This window comes from Streptomyces sp. MA5143a (assembly GCF_900290235.1).
GTDB lineage: Bacteria > Actinomycetota > Actinomycetes > Streptomycetales > Streptomycetaceae > Streptomyces.
The window spans coordinates 111901-132811 of the sequence record NZ_OLMK01000009.1; the positions used below are offsets into that span (position 1 = coordinate 111901).

A 20911-nucleotide genomic window follows, 5' to 3' on the forward strand; every position below is an offset into this window, starting at 1 on the left:
CCTGACGTTTTGATGGTGTTCTCCGAGCACGCGGCGGCGGGCCAGTCAGGCGCTGCTGGCGTAGCTCGTGATGGGGACATCGATGAGGACGGGCTCGGCTCCCGCGGCGGCCCGCGCCACGGCCTCGGCCAGGTGGTCCGTAGAGCGGGCGCGCACCGCGGTGATACCGAAGAACTCGGCGACGCGGGTGAAGTCGAGCTCCGGTGGAGTGAGATCCAGGCCGTCCGGAGCATCTGGTGTTCCGTCGGTGAGCCCCAGGAAATCCCTGGCGGGCGTCAGATCGACTCGCGGCGGCGTGAGTTCCGGGCCCCCGGACCGCCGGCGGGCGGCCCGGCCCCGTTCCCGTCGGGCGGCCGTCTCCTTGAGGGTGCGGTATTCGCCGTTGTTCATCACCACGAAGGTGACCGGGACGCGGTAGTGGGCGGCGCTCCACAGCCCCTGGAGCCCGAACAGGGCGCAGCCGTCACCGAGCACGGCGACGACCGGGCGGGTGGGATCTCCCATCCGGGAGCCGATGGCGGCGCCGATACCGGAGCCGAGCCCACCGCCAACGGTGTGCACGTACGAACGGGGGCGCTCCAGTGGTAGGACGCTGCGTAGCAGCAGCCCGCTGGTGATCGCCTCCTCCACCACCACGGAGTCGGCCGGGAGCCCCGAGACGACGGCGTGCACAGCGGCCAGCGGGTCCATCGGGGCGTCGCCGTAACCCGCAAGTGCCCGCTTCTGTACCCGGGCACGGGTGGCCTCGTGCACACGGCCGATCGCCTTGACGCGCCTCGGCGCTTCCGGCACCTTCCCGGCGAGTTGCGCGGCGAGCGCAGCGAGGGTGGTGCGGATCCCGCCGACCAGACCGAGAGCCACGGGGAACGTCCGGCCCGGCTCGCCCGGATCGTCGTCCAACTGGATGACGGCGGTGCCGGTGGGGATCGGCGGACCGGGCTCGTAGTGGTGCGCCATGAACGCCCGGGTGCCGGCGATGAGCGCCACGTCATGACCTTCGAGAGCGTTCCGGATCGCCGAGTAGCGAGCGTCGAGCATGCCCGCGTAGAGCGGATGCACCGTGGGGAAGTCCACGCCGTCGTGCATCGGCTGGTGGTAGACGGTGGCCCCGATCGCCTCGGCGACCGCCACCAGGTCGGCCACGGCACCGTTGCGTCCCACCCCGTCTCCGGCGACGATCGCCGGCCGTGCGGCGGTGGCGAGGCGCTCGGCGGCCTCCGGCCAGCCGGGGGCGGGGCCGAGCCCGCCGACCCTCGATTTCGGCGCGGGCGGGTCGACGGGGGTCTCTTCTTCCAGAAGATCCATCGGGATGGAGAGGAAGACCGGGCCCGCGGGAGGCTGGACGGCCAGCGCGAAGGCCCGGCGCAGCATGCCGGGGAGGTCATGGGCGTGCTGGACGTCGAAGGCGTGCTTGACGGCCGCCCGGGCGATCCCCACCAGGTCGCCGGAGAGCATGGGGTCCTGCGCCAGATGGCGGCGGTCCTGCTGCCCCGCCGTCACCACCAGCGGCGTGCGTGACCGGCTGGCATTGAGGAGCCCGACCATGCCGTTGGCGAGCCCGGCGGCGATGTGGAGGCTGACGAAGGCCGGGCGGCCGGTGGCGCGCGCGTATCCGTCGGCCATCGCGACCACGGAGCCCTCCTGGACGCCCAGGACGTACTGGAGGTCCGGTGCCGCCGTGACCGCCTCGACGAAGGGCAGTTCCGTTGTGCCCGGGTTACCGAAGACCCGGGTCACGCCTTCGTCGCGCAGCACCTCCAGCATCGCGTCGACGGGCCTCACGAGCCGCTGCCCGTCCGTCGCTCCGAGGACGCACCGGCGCTGAACCGGTCCACCTTGTCGATGACATCGGCGCTGTACAGCCGCAGCGCCTGTTCGAGCGCGAACTCGGCGGCGTACGCGCGAAGACGGTCCATCGGCTCCTCGGCGAGATTGATCATATGCCGGTTCGGGACCACGGCCGGGCTCGCGAGGCGGTCGACCGCCGCATCGACGCTCGCGTCCATCAGCTTGGGGTCGACCACCTCGTCGCAGACGACTCCCGCCTCGGGCTCGCGTGCCCAGAGCTTGCGGCCGGACAGGATGACCTGCCGCGACAGCCGCCCGCCCGCGAGCGCGGTCAACCGGAGGTTGGCCATGCCCGGCACGATGCCTTCCTGCGCTGCCGGAAGGCTGAAGTACGCGTCGGCCGCGGCGACGACGTGGTCGACCGCGAACAGCATCTGCATGCCGCCGCCGATCGCGAAGGTGTCTACGGCGGCCACCCACGGCTTCTCCACCAGGGGCCGGGGCCAGGCGTCGTCGACCTGGATGCCCCGGATCAGCTTATGGAGGTAGCCGAGTTCGCGGCGGAGCAGGAAGTCCACGAGCGAGATCCGGCCCTGGTGCAGATCGACCAGGTTGATTCCGGCGCAGAAGACCCGGCGGCCCTGGTAGCGCGGGTGCGTCATCTTCCCGCCGCGCAGTACCCCCACCTTGACGCGGTCGTCGAGCAGGGCGATGTCGACGGCGGTCTCCAAGTCGTCGACGAGCTGGTTGTCCTCGGCGTTGAGGAACCGGCCGTTGCACAACGTGATGTGGGCCGACTGGTCGATCCGCTCCAGCCGGACCGTGCCCAGTTCGAGGCTTCCCGTCCCGCGGAACTCGCCGAGCAGCGACCGGGCGCGCTGGGTGGGCCGCAGCAGGGCGTGCATCAGGTGAGGGCCGGCCTGCGGCGACCGCAGAACCCAGTGGAAGAAGATGCCCTGGTCGATCTCCCTCCCGTCCTTGTCGGACTGTCCGCACTCGCGCTCTGCCGCCATCTGGGCCTCGGTCGGAGTGAGACCGGGGAAGGCCTCGGACGCGGCGAACACCAGCTCGGACAGCGAGCGCTGCTCACGCAGGCCCCCGGTCAGCTCGTGGTAGACCCGCTCGGCGTGCAGCTCCAGGAACGCGCTGCGCAGACGACGCTGGTCGGCGATCACCTCCGTGGCGAGCTGCTGCTGGTCGGCATCCCGCCCGGGCTTGGCCGGGAGCTCCGAGAGCAGCTTCTCGGCCTCGTTCGTGTACGCCCTCAAGGCGTTGGCGTCGGCCAGCAGCGAGCCGCTGAGGACCGGTGACGGGGCGGACCACCGCTCCGGACCGGCATGGGGACGCACCGTCATGTTCTCCGCTCCTTCCGTGCCGGTCATCACGCGTTGCCGCGGGCGCTGGCGAACTCACCCCGGGTTCGGCGCAACGTCCTGTCGCACGCCGCGAGATGCTTGCCCAGCGCCTCTTCGAAGGCGGTCACACCGGCCTCGATGACGAGCTGGCGCCGGATCGCGAGCTCGGCGGGATCCAGCCGGGCAAAGCGCGCGGCCAGCCGCGCGGCGACGGCGGCCGGATCCTTGGCGGTCTGGTCGATCAGACCCATCGCCAGCGCCCGATGCTCGGAGAGCTCGGCGCCGAACAGGACGAGCCGGCGGGCGTGCATGCCGCCGAGCTGGTTGGTGAGCCGATGCACGGCCATGCCCGACCAGACGCCGTCGTTGTTCACCGGAACGGCGATGCGCATCCCGGGCGCGCCGATCCGGTGGTCGGCAGTGAGGAGAACGTCGAGGGCGGGGCCACTGCAGACGCCCTCGACCGTCACGATCTTGGCGAACCGGCCCTGTTCGAGCCGTCGCAGGGCCTTCTCCCAGCGGCTCACCACATCAATGCCGACGGTGCCGGGCCAGTTCTCCGCCGGCCCCGTGCCATGCAGCCGGATCACGGCGCTCGTCGTGCCCTCCGCGTCCTCCAGGCGGTCGCAGAGGGCGTTGACGTCCGCGACCAGCAGGGGGCACAGCGGACGTGTGCTGTCGATCTCGAGGATGGTGTCGGGGGAGGGGGCCTGGGTGAGATCCGAGGTAGACATGTCTGAGTCCTGATCGTCTTGGTCGATAAGGGGAGTTCGGTACAGGGGGCGCGGTTCAGTAGCGGACGAGCGCCGTTTCGAGGGTCGAACCGGGGCCCATGGTCATGAGGACCCCGTAGTCGCCGGCGCGCGTCACGCCTTCCCGCAGGAGCTGCTCGTACGAGAACAGGAAGGACCCGCTCGAGAGGTTGCCGTAGTCCCGCAGCACGTCGGTGGTGTGCCGCACGTCGTGCCTGGTGAGGCCGAGGTTGACCGACACCGAGTCGATGACCTTCTTGCCGCCGGAGTGCACCAGCCAGTGGGCGATCTGGCTGCGCCGCAGACCCGTACCCTTGAGAAGGTTCGCGATGACGCCCTCAGCGTGCGCGCCTACGACGTAGGGCACGTCGCGGTCGAGGTAGAAGCTGAACTTGCCCTGTTCGTCGTCCCAGTCGTAGCGCATGGCGTCGACGGCGTCGGGGACGATGCAACTGGCGTACTTCAGCACCTGAGGGCCGGGCTTCTCCAGGTCGTGCGAGACGGCGATCGCCGCGGACCCGTCGCCGAAGAGGCTGTTGACGACGGAGGTGCGCATCGTGCCGTCGAAGACGTACGCGGCCGAGCACACCTCGATGCAGACCATCATGGCGATCCTCCCCGGGTTGGCCGAGGCCCAACCGGTGGTCGCGTTGAGGGCGTTGAGGCCCGCGTTGCAGCCCATGCCGACGATGTCGAGACGACTGCACTCGGTGGGAATGCCCAGCTCGCGGATGAGGAGGGCGCTGAAACCGGGGGTCAGCAGACCGGTCGAGGTCACACAGACCAGGTAACCGATGTCGCTGACCGCGGCGCCGATCCGTTTGAGGCAGGACTGCAGCGCACGGGCGCCCATCTCGGTGCCCCGGGCTTTGTGCTTGGCGAGCAGTTCGCCCTGGGTCTCCATTCGGGGCCGGCCGTCGTCACCGTATGGCGGAACGTTCAGGAAACGCCGGTCGATCGCGCTGTTGAGGAAGACCGAACGGATCCGCCCGTCCTGGATCTCGTACATGTCCAGGAGGTCTTCCTGGGAATAAGAGGAATCCGGGTTCGCGGTACCGACGCCCAATATGGTCGGTCCGCTCCGCGTGGCGGACCAGGGGGTTGCGTCTTCACTGAGGATCATTCTGACTGCCCCTCGCTGATGTCGGTGAAAAGGCCCTCGATACTCCGCGAAAGAGTCGCAGAACCAGGCTAGTCGAGGAATTCTTGGACGCGAATACCCCTCCTTCTGTGAAGGCAGTCACCGGTGTCTCTAGGGGGAATAGGGGGCGGAATTCGAGAAGGCGTCGGCGAGTAAGGGGTCCACCCCTGATTCGTTTTCCTCAGCCTCCAGGAACACCGGAAGGTCCGTCCGGTTCTTCACGCGGAGCTTTCGGTAGACCTGCGTCAGATGCTGCTCGACCGTGCTCACGGTGATGCACAGCCGCTGCGCTATCTGCCGGTTGCTGTGGCCCTGCGCGGCCAGCCCCCCGACACGGCGCTCGGCCGCGCTGAGCTCCGCCGCGAGATCGCCGCGAAGGCGTGGCCGTCCGGAGGCGCCCTGGGCGGCCGACGTGCCCGCGAGACCGGGCCGCAAGGACCGGGCGAGACGCTCCGCGTGGCATTCCTGCGCCGCCCGCCACGCCCGACGCAGGGTGGGCCTGGCCCGCCGTGAGTCGCCGGTCGTGGCATAGGCACCGCCGAGATCGGCGAGTGCGTGGGCAAGCTCCACCCGGTCACCGGCCGCTTGCAACGCCTCCACCGCGTCGTTGAGCAGCGGCGGCCGTTCGTGCGGCTCCAACGTCGCTGCCAGCTGCCGCAGCGCCCGGCCGAGGGTGCGCTCGTCGTCCATGGGGAGGCCGACGAGTTGCTCCTCCAGGAGCACGCGCGCCTCGTCCCGGCGGTCGAGGCGCACGAGGGCCTGGGCGGCGTCGATCCGCCACGACAGCTGCCATGGGCCGTCGTCCTCCCATTCCAGCAGGAGCCGGCCGCAGGTCCTGAAGTCGCTCAAGGCCGCATAGGGCCTGCCGACCGCCAGGTGGTACTGCCCGCGTGCCCGCAGGTACCTGAGTCCGAACGGCGTCTCGAGCAGCGCGCCCGGCGTCGGCATGCTCAGATACCCGGCAGCGTCCTCGTAACGCCCGGTCTCCACGGCGGTGGTGAGCAGACAGGCGAGCGGCGCACCGGCCAGCACCCCCCAACTGCTTCTCGACGTCTCGTCCAGGGCCGCGGACGCGATCCGGCCTGCGGTCGGCAGGTCGCCCCGGAGCAGCGCGGCGTCGGCGCGCGTCGCGGTGAACAGGCCTCGCCATTCCGGACCGTCGTGCCCCGCGGCGTCCGCGAGCATCGGCAGGCACCACGGCGCCACTGTCGAGAGCCGCTCGGGCCTGGCCAGCGCCAGCAGGCCCAGCGAGATCCGGGTGAGCGGCTCGTCGGTGTGCAGGCCCTGCCAGAGATGGTCGCTCGACACCGCCACGTCGCCTCGTACGGCGGCGAGCGCGGTGGCGACCAGAGACGCGGTCCCGCCGGCGCGCGGTTCCATGGGCGCGGGTGCCACGGAACGAGTGCCCATCCGCCGGCGCTGAGCCGGGTAGCAGAGCTCCAGGCAGGCGCGCACGGCACCGAGCTCCACCGCCTCCGGTCCGGTCGCTGTAGCGGCGATCCGGTCGAGAGTGGCGGCCGCCTCGTCCACGCGACCGTGCCACAGAAGGTATTCGAGGACGGCCAGTGGCTGACGTCCCCTCAGCAGGCCACGGTTCGTCGCGTCCGCGAGCTGACTGAGGTGACGTACGACGCGTGCGGGGTCGACGCGCCACTCCGTCTCGGCGAGCACCGCGCGACTCACGGCACGCTGCTGGTCGTCGTCGGCGAGGGAGTGGGCCAGTTCGAGGCAGTCGAGGGCGAAGTCGATCTGGCCGCTGGCGGTCGCGCTCACAGCGGACTCCCGGAGTACGGCCGGCGCCCACGGTTCGTCGGCCTGTCCGGCGGCGATCAGCTGGTGGGCGATCGATGTGGAACGGCCGCCTTCGGCATGCAGCAGCGCGGCGGCGCGCCGGTGCCACGCGATGCGTGCGGGTGCCCCGAAGTCCCTCAGGACGGCGTCCTGGGCGGCGCGGTGCCGGTAGCGGCCCTGGTGCAGCAGCCCCGACTCGTCGAGCAGGTCGACGAGCGCCCGGGTCTCGATAGCGCCGACTCCACTGAGCCTGGCGACGAGCTCCAGGCGCGGCGCCTCACCGACCACGGCGACGGCCCTCGCCACGTCGAGCGCGTCCGGTTCGAGCCGGTGGAGACAGCTCACGACCCGTTCGGTGAAGCGGTCTCCCACCACGGGGCCGGTGGGCGGCTCCTTGCCCGCCGATCGGGTGGACGCCTCCCAGTCCTCGGCCAGCGCTCGTACGAGCAGCGGGTTGCCGCCGGTGACGGCGAACGCTGCCGAGGCGAGACTGTGTGCCGCATGCGCGTCGAGGTCGTGCGCGAGCAGCGCCGCGACACCGTCGCAGGTGAGGGGGGCGAGCCGGATCTGAGTGCAATACGGATGGCGCGACAGCTCGGTGCGGAAGTCCGGGTGTGGGGTCCCGGAGCGGTTCTGGTCGCTCAGGAGGAGCATGATGCGCGACCGGCGCAGACGACGGGCGAGGAAGAGCAGGCACTGCAGTGAGTCGATGTCCGCGTGGTAGACGTCGTCTATCTCGATGAGTAGTGGTTCCTCGGCGCTCATGTCGAGAAAGATGCGTGAGACACCCTCGAGTACCTGGGGGCCGACCGTGCCCTCCTCACGGGCTCCGCGGCTCATGACGGCCTCGGCCCGTTGCGCGTACGCGGGGTCGGCGCCATGGAGGAGTTGGCTGAGCAGACCGAAGGGCAGGTGCCGCTCCACCGGTGAGCCGGCGGCGGCGAGGACGCGTACCCGGTCGCTCGCCACCTCCTCGGCGAAGGTGTGCAGCAGTTCCGTCTTGCCCACCGCCACCGGGCCCCGGAGAACGACGACGCTGCCGGCTCCGTGCAGGCACTCCTCCAACAGTCCTGCGAGTTCAGCGAGTTGGCGTTCCCGCTCGACCAACACCATCCGTGTGCACCTCCTCGGGGCGTGACGGCTCCAGTCTGCGCGGGCTCGTCTGAAGGAGTGCTGGACGTTCTCTCCCCGAGGCCGGAGAGGGGCGCGGCAGGTCACGCACATGACGGACCGGCCGTGCGGGAGATCCCGTTCACGGCCGGTCGGATGGTCGGGTGATGGTCGGTTGCCGGGGCGTCCGGCGGTGGGTGCGGCCGACGTGCGTCAGCCCCGCTCCGCCGGAGTCGCCTCCTGCCTCCGCGCGTCGTGGCGGGCTCCCCGGCCCGAGCCCTGACGGGGCGCTGGACCCGGCAGGGGGCCGGGACTCTGACGGGGGAGGATGAACACGGCGACGAGGACTGCGAAGATCAGCAGACCGCTGTTGGACGCGAACACCATGCCGTACCCGTCGGTGAGCCGCTCGCCCACCGAGTCCGATGCGGCAGCGTTCGACGCGGCGGTGGCCGCGACCGTGCTCATGGCGGCCAGGCCGATGCTGCCGCCCAGCTGGCGCGCGCTGTTGAGCAGGCCCGATGCCATGCCGGCCTCGTGCGGGGCGACCCCCGCGGTCGCCGCGTTGGCGATGGGGACGAGGAGCGGCCCGATGCCGAAGCTCGTCACCAGCGACGGTCCCAGGACGTCGACCAGGAAGGTGCCGGTCGGCCGGATCTGGCTGAACCAGGCCATGCCGGCGGCCCCGATGACGCCGCCGACGATGAGCAGCCGACGAGCTGAGAACCGGGCGAGCAGTTTCACCGCGTACAGCGACCCCACGACGAGGCCCAGGCAGAACGGCAGGAACGCGAGACCGGCGCTGAGCGCGCCCATACCGAGGACCTGTTGCAGGTAGAGAGATACGAAGTAGAAGGAGGTGAAGATCGTGATGGAGACCATCATCATGTAGAGGTTCGCGCCGGACACGGACCGGTTGGCGAGCACACGCAGCCGCAGGAGCGGTTCTTTGGCGTAGGTGCCCTCATAGACGAAGAACCCGGCAAGCAGGACCGCCGCGACGGCCAGACTGCCGATCGTGGTCGCCGAACCCCAGGACTCGCTTTCGGTCCTGACCAGTGCGAAGACCAGCAGCGACGTACCCAGGGTTGCCAGGATCGCACCGACCACGTCGAGCCGGCGTGCCGTGTCGCCCGCAGCGGCCTTCGCGACATGACGACGGGTGAGCCAGACGCCGACGAGCGCCATGGGGACGTTCACGAGCATGACCCAGCGCCAGTCGATGTACTCCGTGAGCAGACCGCCCACCACGACACCAACGGCCGCGCCGCCGGCCGTGACGGCGCTGTACACGCCCAAGGCTTTGCCGCGCTGAGGTCCGGCCGGGAAGCTCGTCGTCAGGACCGCGAGCGCGGCCGGGGCGATCAGCGCGGCGCCCACACCCTGCACGGCGCGTGCGGCGATCAGCTGTCCAGGATCCTGTGCGAGGCCGCCCAGGAGCGATGTGATTCCGAAGAGCGCAAGACCGATCAGGAGAAGTGGCCTGCGCCCGAACCGGTCGGCGGCCCGTCCGCCCAGGAGCAGTAGTCCGCCGAAGGCGAGTGTGTAGGCGTTGACCACCCAGGACAGTCCCGACTCGTCGAAGCCGAGTGCCGTGCGCATCGACGGCAGAGCGACGTTCACCACCGAGACGTCGAGCGAGACCATGAGTTGGGCGACGGAGACGGTCCACAGGACGCCTCCAGGGCTTACGGCCCGTTCCTCTCGTGCCGAGTTTTTGTACATGTAAAAATAGTAGCCACGCGGGTTGGTCTTGTCGAGGGAGAACCCAGCGGCCACGGCCTGTACGGGAGGCGGCGGGCGCCGGCCTCGGGACGTCACCCCCGGGGCGTACGAGCGGCGCCGAGCAGCTCTGCCGTGAGCTCCGCCGTGGGCTTCACGACCGCGCAGCAGCTCGCCGCCCAGGCGAGCGCCGCCCGGTGCTCATGGGCGCTGAAGTCCGCGACCGCGTCGGCCGGCAGGAAGACCTCCAGGTTGTGGCTGAAAGCGTCCACTGCCGTGGCGACGCAGCTCAGATGGGCGTACACGCCGCAGATCACGAGCTGATCGCGGTCCAGGGACCGCAGTTGCCGCTCCAGGCCCGAGCCGAAGAACGCGCTGTATCGCCAGGCGGACAGCACGGCGCCGCTCACGTCCGGGGCGAGCTCGTCCACGATGGCCGCGTCCTCCAGGGCGTCGTCGAGGCCCTTCCCCCAGAAGTCCGTGAGCAGACCGCGCTCCCCCGGCGCCTGGGTGCCCGGCTGCACGGTGTGGACGACCGGTACACGGAGCCGGCGACATGTCTCCAGCAGGGCCGAGCAGTTGGCCAGCAGGGGGTCGAGCGGCGAGGTGCCGCGGGCGTACGGCCGGAGGAAGAACCCCTGCATGTTCAGGACAAGCAGAGCGGACCGCTTGGGATCCACGGTCCAGTCGACCCTGTTCTCGACGAGAAGGTCCGGGTCGGGCATCGGATACGGGTCGATCACGGAGACGTCCATGGTCCGCGCTTCCCTCCACCGTCGCCGTCAGGAGATGAAGTCGTACGACAGGAAGCCGTTCTCCGTGTCCTCCGCCCAGGACCCGTAACGGCGCATGCCGTAGAGCAGGGGAATCGGTCGGCGTAGCGAGGTGACGAGGGTGACGCCGGCCATGACCACCGCGTGGTCGCCGACGGTCTGCTCGGCGGTGACCGTGCAGTCGGCGATCGTGTGTGCCGCCTCGATCAGATGCGGACCGCCTTCGTTCTGCGCCGGGACCCATGGCACCTGGTCGAACCGGTCCGGGGCCCCCGAGCCGAACAACTCGGAGGCGGAGCGGGCGCGTTCGTGGAGCAGGTTCACCGAGAGCGACCCGCTGTCCAGGACCGCGCGGAGGGTGGGGCTGCCGGCGCGCAGGCAGACGAGCAGTGTGGGCGGGTCGAGGGCGACGCTGCACAGGGAGGTGCAGGTCATCCCCCACGGGGTGCCGTCGGGGGCCAGTGCGGTGACGACCGAGACACCCGTGGGGAATCCGGCCATCAGACGGCGCAGGTCTGCTGTGTACCGCTGGTGTGACATGGGACCTCACTCGCCTCGGTCACGGGGGTGTGAACAGGGAAGGGCTGGACGGGGCCGACGCGGGGCCGCAACGCGGACCCGGACTGCCGGACGGCCTCGCGGGAAGGGGGGAGCCACGAGGCCGTCCGACGGGGGGCGGGGTCCGGGAGCCCGCTGCGGAGGATCGGGGTCGGCGGACCGGGATCAGTAGTCCGTGGAACCGTTCCCGGCCTCGGCCTCCTTGGCGAGCGCCATGCCCCGGGCGGCATTGAGCATGCGCTTGCCGATCTCCGGCGGGGCCTGGGTGCGTGACCACTGCTCGGCCGCGTCCATCCGCTCCCGCGTCATGTTGAAGCAGCGGTTCTCGGGCAGTCCGAATTTGTCGGCGTGCGCGATGAAGTCCACTTCCTTCTGGATGTACTCGTGGATACGCGCGGCGGCGACGCCCGGCTCGACCGTGCCGGCCTCGACGGCCTCGCACAGCTCACGGGTCAGCGTGCCCATCCGGACGAAGGTCTCGCTGATCGGCAGCGGAGATCCCGGGTTCCCGGACCGCTCGGCCTCCAGGAAGACCTCGGGGTCGCCGGTCTCGCTGAACCGGTAGTAGGCGTCCTCCACCATCATGTTGCCGCTCATCGTGCCGAGCATCCAGGTCCGGTTGACGGCGTTCCACAGCTCGTAGTGGCCGAAGCCGACGAACGAGCTGTAGACCAGGTCGTCGTGGAAGTCGAACAGGCCCTGCTGCAGGGCCTCCACGTGGGCGAACCGCTCCTTGGACCAGTCCCCGTCGCGGGAGGCGGCGATGAGTCGCCAGCCGAGCGCGTTGACGAGCTCCAGGGTGTTGGCCAGACCGCGGGAGTACAGCGCGTCGATGAAGCCGGCGGCGTGGGACGTCAGGCAGTAGCGGTCGCCGACGACCGTCTTGGCCGAGTACTGGAGCCGACCGGTGGAGACCCACGGGCGGACCGTCTTCGCCTCATCGAACTGCCAGGCGATCTCCGGGAACCGCTTGAGGAAGTCCTCGAACTCCTGCTCCGGAGGGGTGTCGCCCTTCGGGTACTTCCGCGGGTCCAGGGTCAGGCCCACGCTGCACAGTGGGTTGCGCGCCTTGTCGTGGTTGTCGAAGGGGATCACCCAGAGCCAGCCGCCGTCGAAGACGTGGTGCAGCGTGCCGTGGTGCCACGGGCTCGGCTGGTCGTGGGGCTGCGCCGTGGGCGACTTGTCGAACGGCTTCACACCGATCATGTGCGTGAACAGGCAGCGCGAGTGTGTCCGGGCACGCGTGGGCGTCTCGCGCAGATCGAACTTCTCCGCGAGAGGCGAGCGGAACCCGCTGCCGTCCACCACGTAGGAAGCCCGGAACTCCTCGCCGTGCTCCGTGCGCAGGACCGCGCCCTCGTCCGGGTCGATGTCGATCTCGGTGACCCGGGTCGCGAGCCGCGCCTCGGCTCCGTACCTGAGCGCGACGTGGAACAGATGCGCGTCGACGTCCTGCCGGAACAGGTGGGTCTCGGTGCGCAGATCGATGGGGACCACCAGCTGGTTGATCTCCTGCGGATTCTGCGGCTGTCCCTCCCGGTGGTAGACGAAGCCGAAGTTCTGCTTCTGGCCGCAGTTGGGGGAGATCTCCTCGATGGTCCCCTTGTAGTTCGACAGGGCCTTCAGCTCGGGCACGTCGTAACGCTTGGCGATGAGCCGCGCCATGCCCGAGGTGTACGGGATGGTCGACTCGCCGACCGCGAAGCGCGGGTGGGTGCCGGCGTCGAGGATGAGGGTCTTCACCCCGTTGCGGGCGAGCACCGCACCCAGCATGCCACCGGCCATACCGCTGCCGAGGATCACCACGTCGTACCGGTCTGCCGCCGCGGAGGCGGAGTTCTTGCCTTGCACCAGTTCTTCCTTCCCTTTGACGTTCGTCCGGTCGGCTCAGTTCTCGGTGGTGGCGGAGGGCTCGGTCTCCGGGACCAGGTCGTCGACAGTGATGTCCAGCGCGAGGTGCTTGCCGCGCAGGCCGGCGAGGAGCGTGACGAAGTCGTTCGCCGGAGTGTTCTTCTCCTCCGGGTCGATGATCGACTGGGCCAGCCTGTGGTAGTCCTCCTTCTTCAGCGACCGGTCGTAGAAGCGCTCCACGAAGGAACGGACCTCGTTGAAGAAGCTCAGGTAGGCGGTGGCGTAGCGCTTGAGCGCCACTTCCTCGATCTCCGGGTACAGGAGGATCTTGTCGATGACCCGGGACAGGATGCTCCCCGCGGTCGTCGCCAGCGCGACGCCGGTCGAGATCAACGGGTCGACGAAGGCGGCCGAGTCGCCGACGGCGGCCCAGCCCTTCCCGTAGACGGTCTGGTTCGTGTACGACCAGTCGCGGGCACTGCGGAACCCGGCCGACTGGCGGGCGTCCCGCAGCATGTGCTTGAGCTTCGTGGTCTTCTCGACCTCGTCGCGGAACAGCTGCTCGAGGTTCTGGTCGGACTCGCCGGCGACCGAGCTCGGCGTCACGAAACCGACGCTGACCGTCCCCTTGTCGAGCGGAATCCCCCAGAACCATCCGTTCTCGATGCCCTCGATGAGGATGTTGGTGTACTGGTCGCCGGGCAGCCGCTCGCAGTTGTCGAAGTACGTCCACACGGCGACGTTGCGGAGCTTGTCGTGCCAGTGGATCTCCGAGTACTTACGGGTGAGGACGCGGGCCTGGCCCGACGCGTCCACCACCATGGAGGCCTTGACCTCGTTGACCTCCTTGGCGCCGCGCACGGTGAAGCGGACACCCGTGACCCGGTCGTCCTCCTCGATGGGCTCCTTCACTGTGGCGTCCTCGACGACGAACGCCCCCAGCTCCCGCGCCCGGTCGAGGATCACCGAGTCCAGGTCGGCGCGCCGGGTGTGGTAAGCGAACGGATAGTCACCGCCGTCGACGAAGGAGAAGTCCCAGGCCGCCTGCTCGCTTCCCCAGACGAAGGTCCCGCCGTACTTGCGCTCGAATCCACGCTGTTCAAGGCGCTCGGTCAGCCCCATTTCCTCCATGGGGGCCATCACGACCGGAATAAGGGATTCGCCGACGTGGTAACGCGGAAAACGCTCGCGGTCGAGAATCAATACCTTGTGTCCGCGCTTGGCCAGAAGACCGGCGGTGGTGGCACCGGCCGGCCCACCACCGATAACGATGACATCGAATTCAGTGGGTATGCCAGTGAGAGTGGACGGCATGCTCGACCTTCCCGATCCGAAACGTGCCACATCCCGCCGAGCGGGCATCCGCAGCACTGCGTTGGCTGGACTCAGCCAGGTTCGAGCAGGCGTGCTGAACGCCTTCTGTACAGCCTCTGGACGACTCCTTGTGAAATTCGGAAGGCGTACTGGATCAGGGGGAGAAATAGGGGTTGTATTCCCTGTCCCGGACTTTCTAGCGTTACGCAAGGTGTGCTCGCCTCTCACGGCAGAGGTGCGAGCAAGCTCAAGCAGGCAGGAGCGTACGAGTGACGCAAGTCGAAGACATCCGGCCACTTTCCAGGGCGCTGCGAGACCATGCCCTCGACCGCCCGGACAAAGTCGCCTTCGCCGACGAGGAGCGCGAGGTCACCTACGGGCGGCTCGCCGACCGGACGGGGCGGCTGGCCGGCCACCTGGCCGGGTTCGGGGTGGAGCGCGGCGACCGGGTCGCGATCCTCCTCGGCAACAGCGTCACGACCGTCGAAAGCTACCTCGCGGTCACTCGCGCCGCCGCAGTGGGCGTGCCGGTCAATCCCCAGTCGTCGGACGCCGAACTGGCGCATCAACTGGACGACAGCGGAGCGCGGTTCGTCATCACCGACGGCGTCCACCTGGAGCAGGTCGAGCGCATGAGGGCGACGCGGAAGGCAATGATCGTCGTCCTCGCGCACGGCAGCGCCTCCGGCCGCGGCATCCTCGCCTTCGAGGAGCTCGCCGAGAGCGAACCCGAGCAAGGGCCCCGAGACGACCTCGGCCTCGATGAGCCGGCCTGGATTCTCTACACCTCCGGCACCACCGGGGCAGCCAAGGGCGTGGTCTCCCACCAGCGGGCCTGTCTGTGGTCGGTCCACTCCTCCTACCAAGGAGTCCTCGGTCTCGGCCCCGACGACCGGGTGTTGTGGCCGCTGCCGCTCTTCCACAGCCTCGCGCACATCCTCTGCGTCCTGGGTGTGACCGTCACCGGAGCCACCGCGCGCATCCTCCCCGGCTTCGGCGCCCGTGACGTGCTGGAGGCCTTGCACGCCGAGCCGTTCACCATGCTGCTCGGTGTCCCGTCCATGTACTTCCAGCTGGTGGAGGAGGTGGAGGCGGCCGAGGAGGCCGGCCGGACGATTCCGAAGCCGCGGGTCTGCGTGGTCACCGGTGCGGCGACCGGCGCGGCGCTCGCATCAGCCGTCGAGCGCGTGCTCGGCGCACCTCTCGTGAACAGCTACGGCTCGACCGAGACCTGCGGCGCGATCACCATGAGCCGCCCCGACTCCCCGCGGCCGCCCGGTACCTGCGGAACCGCGGTGCCCGGCAGCGAGCTGCGCCTGATCGACCCACGCACCGGCCTCGACGTGCCCACCGGCGACGAGGGAGACGTCCTCGTCAAGAGCCCGAGCCTGCTGCTCGGGTACCACGGGCGACCGGAGGAGACCGCGGCCGCGTTGCGCGACGGTTGGTACCACACCGGAGACCTGGCCCGGATGGACGCCGCAGGACGCCTGACCATCACCGGCCGCGTCAAGGAGCTCATCATCCGGGCGGGCGAGAACATCCAGCCCGGCGAGATCGAAGAGGCCCTGCGGAGCGTGCCGGGCATCGACGACGTGGCCGTGACCGGCCGACCGGACGAGGCGCTCGGTGAAGTCCCCGTGGCCTACGTGGTACCCGGGTCCGAAGGGTGGTCGCCCGCCGAGGCGCTGGCAGCGTGCCGGGACCGGCTCAGCTACTTCAAGGTCCCGACGGAGATCTATGAGATCGCCGCCCTGCCGCTCACCGGCTCCGGCAAGGTCAGCCGCCGCAGGCTGTCGCGGCTTCCGGCCCGGCTGCGGGGCGTCGGCACAAGCCACCACGAACATCTGTGGCGCATGGGATGGATTCCGTGGGAGCCGCAGCGGGAGCCGACAGGCTCGGACGGGGCACCGGCGGGAGCGGACGCCATGGCGTGGCGCTGGGCCGTGATCGGACCCGGGGATCCGGCATTCGCAGAGGCCGTGCGCCGGGCCGGCGGCTTCACCGAGGTCTTCCCGGACATGGCGACCGCTCGTGCCGCCGGGGCGTTCGACGGCTACCTGCTTGTCTCCCGCGCGCCGGACACCGGCTCGCTGCACGACGCGATCGCCGCGCCTCCCGCCTGGGGAACGGACGGCATACCCGAGGGCCGGATCGTCGTCCTCACCCGGGGCGCCGTGGCCGGCCGCCCCGGGGACCGGCTGGTTCCGGCCGCCGCAGCCGCGCACGCCCGGATGCTTGCCGAGGGGGCCGGCCGGACCGTCCTGGTCGACCTGGAGCCGGGGGAGGGGACCGGGGAGGCGTACGTCACCGCTTGGCGTGCAATCCTGGAAGCCCCCGCGGAGGAGACCGAGTTCGCCATCCGCGCCGGGGAGATCCTCGTGCCGCGGCTCAGGCGCGCACGGGCGTCGGCCGAGGTCACCGCGGTCCCGCCGCGAGCCGGAGGGACGGCCCTCGTGACGGGGGCGGGCAGTACCCTCGCACGGATTCTCGCCACCCACCTCGTCGTGGACCACGGGGTCCGCGACATCGCCGTGACCGACACCGACCCGGCCGCGGCCGAGTCTCTGGCCGCCCGGCTGACGCGGCTCGGCGCCACCGTGACCGTACGCACCGAACTGCCGGACACGCCCGAGGGCGCCGCCGCCCTGATCGCCGCCTCGGGGCCGGACCGCCCGCTCGACACGATCATCCACACGGTGGCCACCCCCGCCGACGCGACGGCCGCGGACCGGCTGATCACCCTGACCCGCGAATCAGGGCACACGACGCTGACCCTCTGCGGCACGCTCAGCCACCCCGGCGTCCATCCCGTCGCCCCCGCCGCGGCGGCGGCCGCGGCCTGTGCCGCCGCGCTCGCCGACGACGCCGCCCACGTCACCCTCCTGGCCTTCGGCCCGATCACCACGGACGGGGAGGCCCCCGAGGCCATGCCGCCGGGCCTCGCGGCACTCACCGGACGGGAGGCGGGCGACGCCTTCGACGCCGGGCGGGCGACCGGGGGCCATGCGCTGGTGATGCGCATCGACCCGCGGACCGTGCGGTCCACGGGGGCTGCTCGACTTCGCCGTCTGCTCCACGCTCCCGCCGATGCCGGCGCCGACCCGGCGGTCGTCGAGGGGCTACGGGAACGGCTGAGCGGGTTGCCTGCCAGGGCGCGTGAGCGGGCGCTGACCGAACTCGTACGGGACGAGGTGGCGCGCGTGCTCGGACTCGACGAGCCCGGGCGCATCGAGGCCGACCGCGCGTTCACCCACCTCGGGCTCACCTCGCTCACCGCTGTCGCCCTGCGCGACCGGCTGGCCGCGCGGACCGGCCTGCGATTGCCCGTGACGACGGCCTTCGACCGTCCCACGACCTCCGTGCTGGCCGCGGCCCTGGACCGCGAGCTGTTCGGCCACAGGCCGGACGACGACACCGGGCCATACCCCCCGCGCGCGGACGACGACGATCCCGTCGTCATCGTCGGTATGAGCTGCCGCTACCCGGGGGGCGTCGCATCCCCCGAGGACCTTTGGCGGCTCGTCGCCGAAGGCCGCGACGCCATCGGCTCCTTCCCCACCGACCGCGGTTGGGACCTGGAGCGGCTGCTGTCCGGCGACGGCAGTGAGGCCGGCACCTCGGCCACCGGCAACGGCGGATTCCTCGACGCACCGGGCGACTTCGACGCCGCGTTCTTCGGTATCAGCCCGCGCGAGGCCCTCGCCATGGACCCGCAGCAACGACTGCTTCTGGAGGTCGGCTGGGAGGCGGTGGAACGTGCCGGCATCGACCCGACCGCCCTGCGGCAGACGGACACCGGCGTGTACGTCGGGCTGATGTTCCACGACTACGCCAAGAACCCCGGCCGCCTCCCCGAGGACCTGGAACGACTCCTCGGCACCGGCACCGCGGGCAGTGTCGCCTCCGGGCGCCTCGCCTACACGCTGGGCCTCAACGGCCCGGCTCTCACGGTCGACACCGCCTGTTCCTCTTCGCTCGTCGCCCTGCACCTGGCCTCGCAGGCCCTGCGCCGCGGCGAATGCTCGCTCGCCCTGGCCGGTGGCGTGGCGGTAATGGCGACGCCCAGCACCTTCGTGGAGTTCAGCCGCCAGCACGGCCTGGCACCCGACGGTCGGTGCAAAGCCTTCGGCGCGGACGCCGACGGAACCGGCTGGTCCGAGGGCGTCGGCGTCGTCGTCCTGGAACGGCTCTCCGACGCACGTCGCAACGGCCGTCCCGTCCTCGCTGTGATCCGCGGCAGCGCGGTGAACCAGGACGGCGCCAGCAACGGCCTCACCGCACCGAGCGGACCGGCACAGCAGCAGGTCATCCGCCGGGCCCTGGCCGACGCGGGCCTGAATCCCGCCGACGTGGACGCCGTCGAGGCCCACGGCACGGGGACCGTCCTCGGTGACCCGATCGAGGCCAACGCGCTTCTCGCGACCTACGGTCGGGGCCGGGACCCGGAACGCCCGTTGCTCGTCGGCTCGTTCAAGTCCAACATCGGCCACGCCCAGTCCGCGGCCGGCGTCGGCGCCGTGATCAAGATGGTGCAGGCGATCCGGCACGGCGAACTGCCCCGCACCCTGCATGCCGACCGGCCGACCTCGGCCGTGGACTGGGCCTCGGGCGCGGTTCGCCTGCTCCAGAAGCACACCGCCTGGCCCGAGACCGCGGATCGCCGACGTGCCGCTGTGTCCTCCTTCGGGGTCAGCGGCACGAACGCCCACCTCATCCTGGAACAGGCCCCGGACCCCCTGCCCGTCGCCTCTCCGGCCGGACGGCCCGACACCGTGCCGGTGGTCCTGTCGGCCCGCACCGGGCCGGCGCTGCGCCGCCAGGCCGAACTCCTGCTGGACGTGGTCCGCGCCGATCCCGGCCTCCGCGTCCCCGCCCTCGCGGCCGCCCTGGCCACCACGCGTACCGCTTTTCCGCGTCGCACCGCGTTCGTCGTGGAAGGGGTGGCGGAACTGGAGCGCCGACTGGCGGCCGTCGCCGCCGGCGAGGATGCGGGATTCGCGCCGGACGGGGCCCGTGGCGAGGCGTCGCTGGCCATCGGATTCACCGGCCAGGGCAGCCAGCGCCCAGGAATGGGGCAGGAGTTGTACGCCGCCTACCCCGTCTTCGCCGCAGCGCTCGACGCGGCCTGTGCCGCCCTCGACCCGTACCTGGACCGTCCGTTGCGCGACGTCATGTGGGTTGCCGGGGGCACGTCCGAGGCCGGGCTCCTCGACCGTACCGACTTCACGCAGGCCGCGTTGTTCGCCCTGGAGAGCGCGCTCTTCCGGCTCGTCGAGTCCTGGGGCATCGTTCCCGATCTCGTCATGGGACATTCGATCGGGGCGCTGACGGCCGCACACGCGGCCGGGGTGTTGTCCCTCCAGGACGCGGCCTCGCTCGTCGCGTCCCGCGGCCGGCTGATGGCCGCGCTGCCGCCCGGTGGCGCCATGGCGGCGATCGAGGCGACCGAGGACGAGGTCCGTACCGCGCTCGAGACCCGTGCCGGGTCAACCGCCGGATCCGTGGCCGTCGCCGCGCTCAACGGTCCGCGCTCGGTCGTGGTGTCCGGTGACGAGGAGGCGGTACGAGCGGTCGGCGAGGCGTTCCGGGCGCGGAAGCGCCGGGTGACCGGGCTCCGGGTCAGCCACGCCTTTCACTCGCCGCTCATGGATCCCATGCTGGAGGAGTTCAGGGCGGCGGCGCGGAAGGTGACCTACCGCCCGCCCGCCGTCCCGATGATCTCCGACCTGACCGGGCGGCCTGCCGATACGGCCCAACTCTGCTCGCCCGACTACTGGGTGAGCCACGTCCGAGAGGCCGTTCGCTTCGCGGACGCCGTGACCGCCCTCCCGGCCCAGGGCGTCACCTCCTTCCTCGAACTCGGACCCGACCGTCAGCTCACCACGATGGCGAGCGAGTGCGTGCCCGGCGGCGAACTGCACCTGTGCGGAGGACTGCGCCGCGGACGGTCCGAGGTGCGCTCACTGCTCGACGCGGTGGCCCGGGCCCATGTGCACGGCGTTCCCGTCGACTGGCGGAAGTTCTTCGCCGGACGTCCCGCGCGCCCGCTCGACCTGCCCGTCTACCCCTTCGAGCACCGGCGATACTGGCTCGCGTCCGTGCCGGAGGGAACCACTGCGGCGCAGGCGCAGGCTGAGGCTTCGGGCCCTCCGTCCCCGCCGGACGACCCCTCGGTCGTGGACCGGCTGCGCGCCGAACTGTCGCGTCTCTCCGACGAGCTGAGGGAAAGGAAGCTGACCGATCTCGTACGAGGAGAGGTCGCCGAGGTGGCCGGCTTCGACGGCCCCCACGAGGTCGAGGCCGACAGCAGCATGACCGACTTAGGGCTCGACTCCGTCTCCGTCCAGGACCTGAGCAATCGCCTCGGCGCGCGGAGCGGACTCGAACTGCCCGCCTCACTGGCCTTCGACCACCCGACGTCGACGGCCATCGCGCGCCACATGCTCGCCGCGCTCCACGCCTCGGGCTTCGCCCGGGAAGACGGGGACGTACGGGCACCGCAAGGCACGGTCTTCGGGGAACTGGCCCGGCTCGAAGCATCCGTCGAACGAGACCGCCCAGACGCCGCCGCGCGCGACCGGCTCGTCGAGCGGCTGCGCGCCCTCACCACGCAACTCGTCGAGGGCTCGTCGGGGTACTCCGAGAGCGCGGAGGAGACCTCGCTCGGCGAGCGGATCGTCGAGGCCGCGACGGTCGACCAGCTCTTCGACCTCATCGACAACGAACTGAAGGGATCGTGACGTGACGGGCAAC

General features: G+C 70.7%; 11 protein-coding genes. 1 reads left to right on the forward strand and 10 read right to left on the reverse strand.

Annotation, left to right across the window (positions count from 1 at the left end):
• Positions 1-45: 45 nt before the first annotated feature.
• The 10 genes from SMA5143A_RS03070 to SMA5143A_RS03115 form a co-directional block, all read right to left on the reverse strand.
• Positions 46-1782: a thiamine pyrophosphate-binding protein gene (locus tag SMA5143A_RS03070; RefSeq protein ID WP_107461271.1), complete on the reverse strand. Its 1737-nt coding sequence runs from the start codon at positions 1780-1782 to the stop codon at positions 46-48.
• Positions 1779-3143 carry a (3,5-dihydroxyphenyl)acetyl-CoA 1,2-dioxygenase DpgC gene (gene dpgC, locus SMA5143A_RS03075; RefSeq protein WP_258193257.1) on the reverse strand — a complete coding sequence of 455 codons (1365 nt, stop codon included), beginning with the start codon at positions 3141-3143 and terminating at the stop codon, positions 1779-1781. The genes SMA5143A_RS03070 and dpgC overlap by 4 nt, the downstream gene beginning before the upstream one ends.
• A 26-nt stretch (positions 3144-3169) precedes the next feature.
• Positions 3170-3877, reverse strand: coding sequence for an enoyl-CoA-hydratase DpgB (gene dpgB / locus SMA5143A_RS03080; RefSeq protein WP_107461273.1), 708 nt, complete (start codon positions 3875-3877; stop codon positions 3170-3172).
• A gap of 55 nt (positions 3878-3932) precedes the next feature.
• Positions 3933-5018, reverse strand: coding sequence for a 3,5-dihydroxyphenylacetyl-CoA synthase DpgA (dpgA, locus tag SMA5143A_RS03085; RefSeq protein ID WP_107461274.1), 1086 nt, complete (start codon positions 5016-5018; stop codon positions 3933-3935).
• Between the two features lie 129 nt (positions 5019-5147).
• Positions 5148-7940, reverse strand: a complete 2793-nt coding sequence (locus SMA5143A_RS03090) for a helix-turn-helix transcriptional regulator (protein ID WP_181361694.1) — start codon at positions 7938-7940, stop codon at positions 5148-5150.
• Positions 7941-8150: 210 nt separating this feature from the next.
• Positions 8151-9662, reverse strand: coding sequence for an MFS transporter (locus SMA5143A_RS03095; RefSeq protein ID WP_107461276.1), 1512 nt, complete (start codon positions 9660-9662; stop codon positions 8151-8153).
• Between the two features lie 92 nt (positions 9663-9754).
• A complete protein-coding gene (locus SMA5143A_RS03100) occupies positions 9755-10414 on the reverse strand; it encodes an isochorismatase family protein (protein WP_107461277.1) in 660 nt (219 codons plus the stop codon).
• A gap of 27 nt (positions 10415-10441) precedes the next feature.
• Positions 10442-10972: a flavin reductase family protein gene (locus tag SMA5143A_RS03105; protein ID WP_107461278.1), complete on the reverse strand. Its 531-nt coding sequence runs from the start codon at positions 10970-10972 to the stop codon at positions 10442-10444.
• Positions 10973-11155: 183 nt separating this feature from the next.
• Complete coding sequence (locus SMA5143A_RS03110; protein ID WP_107461279.1) at positions 11156-12841, reverse strand: NAD(P)/FAD-dependent oxidoreductase; 1686 nt, start codon at positions 12839-12841, stop codon at positions 11156-11158.
• 36 nt (positions 12842-12877) lie between these two features.
• The gene (locus SMA5143A_RS03115) at positions 12878-14203 is read right to left on the reverse strand and encodes an NAD(P)/FAD-dependent oxidoreductase (protein WP_308812020.1); all 1326 of its coding nucleotides are present in this window, start codon (positions 14201-14203) and stop codon (positions 12878-12880) included.
• Between the two features lie 221 nt (positions 14204-14424).
• Here SMA5143A_RS03115 and SMA5143A_RS03120 point away from each other — a divergent pair, with 221 nt between their 5' ends.
• Complete coding sequence (locus tag SMA5143A_RS03120; protein ID WP_107461281.1) at positions 14425-20898, forward strand: type I polyketide synthase; 6474 nt, start codon at positions 14425-14427, stop codon at positions 20896-20898.
• The last annotated feature ends 13 nt before the right edge of the window (positions 20899-20911 follow it).

Coding starts and splice junctions, on each gene's coding strand:
- SMA5143A_RS03100 (WP_107461277.1), bottom strand. CDS start 10,414: ATGGACGTCTCCGTGATCGACCCGTATCCGATGCCCGACCCGGACCTT.
- dpgA (WP_107461274.1), bottom strand. CDS start 5,018: ATGATCCTCAGTGAAGACGCAACCCCCTGGTCCGCCACGCGGAGCGGA.
- dpgC (WP_258193257.1), bottom strand. CDS start 3,143: ATGACGGTGCGTCCCCATGCCGGTCCGGAGCGGTGGTCCGCCCCGTCA.
- dpgB (WP_107461273.1), bottom strand. CDS start 3,877: ATGTCTACCTCGGATCTCACCCAGGCCCCCTCCCCCGACACCATCCTC.
- SMA5143A_RS03115 (WP_308812020.1), bottom strand. CDS start 14,203: ATGCCCGCTCGGCGGGATGTGGCACGTTTCGGATCGGGAAGGTCGAGC.
- SMA5143A_RS03090 (WP_181361694.1), bottom strand. CDS start 7,940: ATGGTGTTGGTCGAGCGGGAACGCCAACTCGCTGAACTCGCAGGACTG.
- SMA5143A_RS03105 (WP_107461278.1), bottom strand. CDS start 10,972: ATGTCACACCAGCGGTACACAGCAGACCTGCGCCGTCTGATGGCCGGA.
- SMA5143A_RS03095 (WP_107461276.1), bottom strand. CDS start 9,662: ATGTACAAAAACTCGGCACGAGAGGAACGGGCCGTAAGCCCTGGAGGC.